3 protein-coding genes are annotated in these 3644 nt (G+C 34.9%); all 3 read right to left on the minus strand.

The genetic code is table 11. From position 1 onward, the window contains the following. On the minus strand, positions 1-1529 hold a 1529-nt coding region (locus tag CDZ78_RS19265), incomplete at its 3' end, for a type I restriction endonuclease subunit R (RefSeq protein ID WP_140414235.1). A gap of 2 nt (positions 1530-1531) precedes the next feature. Then, entirely contained in the window at positions 1532-2542 is a 1011-nt protein-coding gene (locus CDZ78_RS19270; protein WP_087871417.1) for a PIN domain-containing protein, read from the minus strand. Position 2543: 1 nt separating this feature from the next. Then, a partial coding sequence (locus tag CDZ78_RS19275; RefSeq protein WP_140414236.1) for a restriction endonuclease subunit S occupies positions 2544-3644 on the minus strand: 1101 nt, incomplete at its 5' end.

Genomic DNA, 3644 nt, shown 5'->3' on the forward strand with positions numbered 1-3644 from the left:
CCTTCTATTCCTTCAATTAATTTATCTATTTTATTGTTAACGTCTTTATTCAACTTGATTTTAACCAGTCGGCTTTCATAGCTTAAAGGTACGGTTGCACCATCTTCTACCGCTTGAGCAATATCATAAATATCAATATAGCCCCCAAAAACCTTTTGTGTGTCTCTGTCTTCTTTTTCAATCGGTGTGCCTGTAAAACCGATAAAAGAAGCATTAGGCAAAGCATCCCTTAAATGTTTGGCATTCCCATATTTAATATTGCCGTCTTTATTGACCTTGCCTGTAAAACCATATTGGCCACGGTGGGCTTCATCGGCGACTACAACAATATTGGAACGTCCAGATAAAGTATCAAAAACATCGTTTCCTTCTTCTGGGTAAAATTTTTGTATTGTGGTAAATACAATTCCCCCACCTGTAACTTGCAATAACTCTTTTAAGTTATCCCGACTGCTTGCCTGCACAGGCTTTTGTCGTAATAGTGAAGCGCAATTACCAAAGGTATCAAAGAGTTGGTCATCTAAATCATTTCTATCAGTCAATATAACAAGTGTCGGGTTTTGCATGTCTGGATCAACGACTAACTGCCCCGAATAAAACACCATAGAAAGCGATTTTCCACTGCCTTGCGTATGCCAGGCAACTCCTACTTTCCTATCCCCTTGGGTTTCAGTTGCTCTTAACGTTTCACGTATCGCTTTTTCAACCACATAATATTGATGATAAGCGGCTATCTTTTTAATTTTAACCAGTGATAAAAGCCCTGTTTTCTTATCTTTCATTTCTTCAGATTCAAAAACAGTATTAAAGCGAATTAACTTTAATAAAACAGATTTTTCTAGCATCCTCTGAGCTAAGATTTGTAGTTCTGGTAAAACCCCATTTTCTTTTTTATCGGGAGATTTCCATGCTAGAAAACGAGAAAAGGGGGCAGAAACCGAAGAGGTTCTGGCATCAAGACCATCTGATATTACACATAAAGCGTTATAGTAGAAAATAGAGGGAATGGCAGTTTTATAGTTCTGGATTTGAGTATAGGCTCTATCTAATGTCACTTTTTCACTAATGGCACTTTTTAGCTCAATGACTACCAAGGGCAAGCCATTGACAAACAGAACTACATCTAGGCGTTTAGACTGGTTGTTTTCTTTAATCACCAACTGATTAACCACCCAAAAATCATTATTTTCGTAGGTTTCAAAATCAATCAGCTTTACTTGTAATCCAACTGTTTCACCCTGTTTGAAATATTCCACTGTTACCCCATCGGTAAGCATTTGGTGGAATTTTTCATTATTGTTCATGATGTCATTAGAACCAAGATGCATGACATGCTGGAATGCTTCAACTCGGGCGGATTCTGGTAAGTCAGGATTGAGTTTTCCTAGGTTAGCTTTAAACTGTGCTTCTAATACGACAGAGGAAAGATCATCTCGTTCAAGTTCAGTGCCGTGGTAATACTCGTACCCTTGCACTTTAAGCAGGTCGATTAAATTTTGTTCTATTGCGTCTTCGGTTAAATCCGTCATATCTATGTTTCCAACATATGCTTTATATCAACTTCAAGTTCAGGCGGGAGTATTTCCTTCTTTTTTTCATAAAGCGTACTGATAAAAATTTTTACGTCCGGATCTCCGATAATACAACATATTTGTCCATTGTCATTGGCAGCTTCTAAAACGTTGATAATTTCGTTATCAGATAGAAAATGAAGGTAAGGTCTTAATTCTTCAATAGCAGAGTGGGTTCTTGCAAATGACATAGAGTTAATCAAAGCAGTGATCGTATCTGAATAAACATCAACTTTTTCAGAAGCAACAATTTCCCCAGATTCTACTTCTACAACATTTTTTTCACTATCAACTTCGATTAGTAAAACGCGGTTATCATTGATATTAACCCAATAATCGATGATGCTTTCTTTGGTTATGTTGCGATTAATCTTTGTTTTTAGTTTACCTATAAAATAATCATCGGAAAATACGGTAATACTGATTTTAATAAATTCATCAAAACTTTTAATAACGATGATATTGGGGTGTTGTTTAAATGCCTCTGTCAAACGACCATCTTTGCAACAAAAAAATATCATTTTATCTGGGATAGATTGTAAATATTCCAAAATAGTAAAATAAATAAAGGCATCTTTAAATCCTTTATCGGTTTTTTCTCCTGCTTCAAAAGGGGGACATTTTTTTAGTGCCAGATCTTTCATTTTCTCTAAAACGGAATAGTCAGATAACTTTATAACACTATAGTCCAGTGTTTCGTTGTTTTCTATCGCTGTTAGATGAGATTCAATATCAAAATTTTTTGTCTCACTATCATCTAACTTTCTAAGCCAGTGGAACGGATTTTTTAAAAATGAATCTTTTTTGCTCTCCAGATTTTTTCTTTTCTGATTTTTGATTTCCTCGATCACAATATCAGGAAAAACAAGATCAGCGACTTTGGAAAAACGTTCAAGTTCACTTCTCCCACCTAAAAACTGATTGGGTTCTATATTACGAATAAAATTCGTATCAAAAATAACTTTTTCCATGTTATGAACCAAGTCCTTCTACCCTGATTCCACCACTCACCAGTTTGGGTAATAAGGTATCTCTTGTTTTTGTGAGAGTTTGGATTTGAGATATATTATTGCTGATTTTTCTCGTCATTGAATAGGCCATATCTGAAAAGTCTTTTGCTAAACTCAAATCTTCTGGTAATACCAATCTATATTCAGGAATAGCTTTTTTAGATAAGTGTAAAACAGTTGTACCATTAGAATATCCGATACAATGTCCTTTGAAACTCCTGTCCTTCATGACATAGTAGAGAAATGCGTTATCAATATGCTCTATATTTGAATTAACTTTAACTAAATCCATAGTAATAAACATTTTATTAAACCCGCCATCCTCAAAAACAAAAGCAGGATTACCTAAGACTTCTGCATCTTGTGTTAAATCAGTATGAGCTACAATTAAGTCGCCTATAGAAACTTCCTGTTGTGGATTTGGATTTCCTGAAAATGGCTTGAAGCCCCTAGTTTGAAAGCCACCATTTCTATTAAAGCTTTTAAGCGTTACTAAAGCCTCATCACTTGATTCAACAAGTTCTTTTCCTATATATGAGTAACCGTTGACAATATTCACAAGTTCGATCAACTCATACACTCGCCATTCTTTAGGGATTTCTCCAAGTTCACTATCTATCATTTCACCTGTAGCATCGGGGTATTTGAAATTGATAAACCACTCTTTAAAAACCCTCTGGGCGATGGTTTCTAGTGTCTCGTTTTGTTTGCGTAAAAGTTCTATCTTTTCATCAAAAACTGAGAGGATATTGGCAATGGATTTTTGTTCTGGGAGGGGAGGGAGGTTGATTGAGAGACTCTCAATATCTATAGGTTTAATGGATGGGTATGTCGATACTGTCCCATTAGCAATCATATCTAATTTTTTAACAATTTTGTTAGCTGTCAAAAAATAATATATAAAAATATTGTTCGATTTATTTTCGATGCTATCTATAACTGTAAATCCAGTAGAAACAACTAAATTCACTGCTGGATTAATAATAACCCCATAGTGTCTTTGAATTGGTCTAACTGTTGAATAAACAATACTATTGTTCTTAACTAATCTTTTTGCTCTACT

It is taken from the genome of Bathymodiolus platifrons methanotrophic gill symbiont (genome assembly GCF_002189065.1).
Lineage (GTDB): Bacteria > Pseudomonadota > Gammaproteobacteria > Methylococcales > Methylomonadaceae > Methyloprofundus.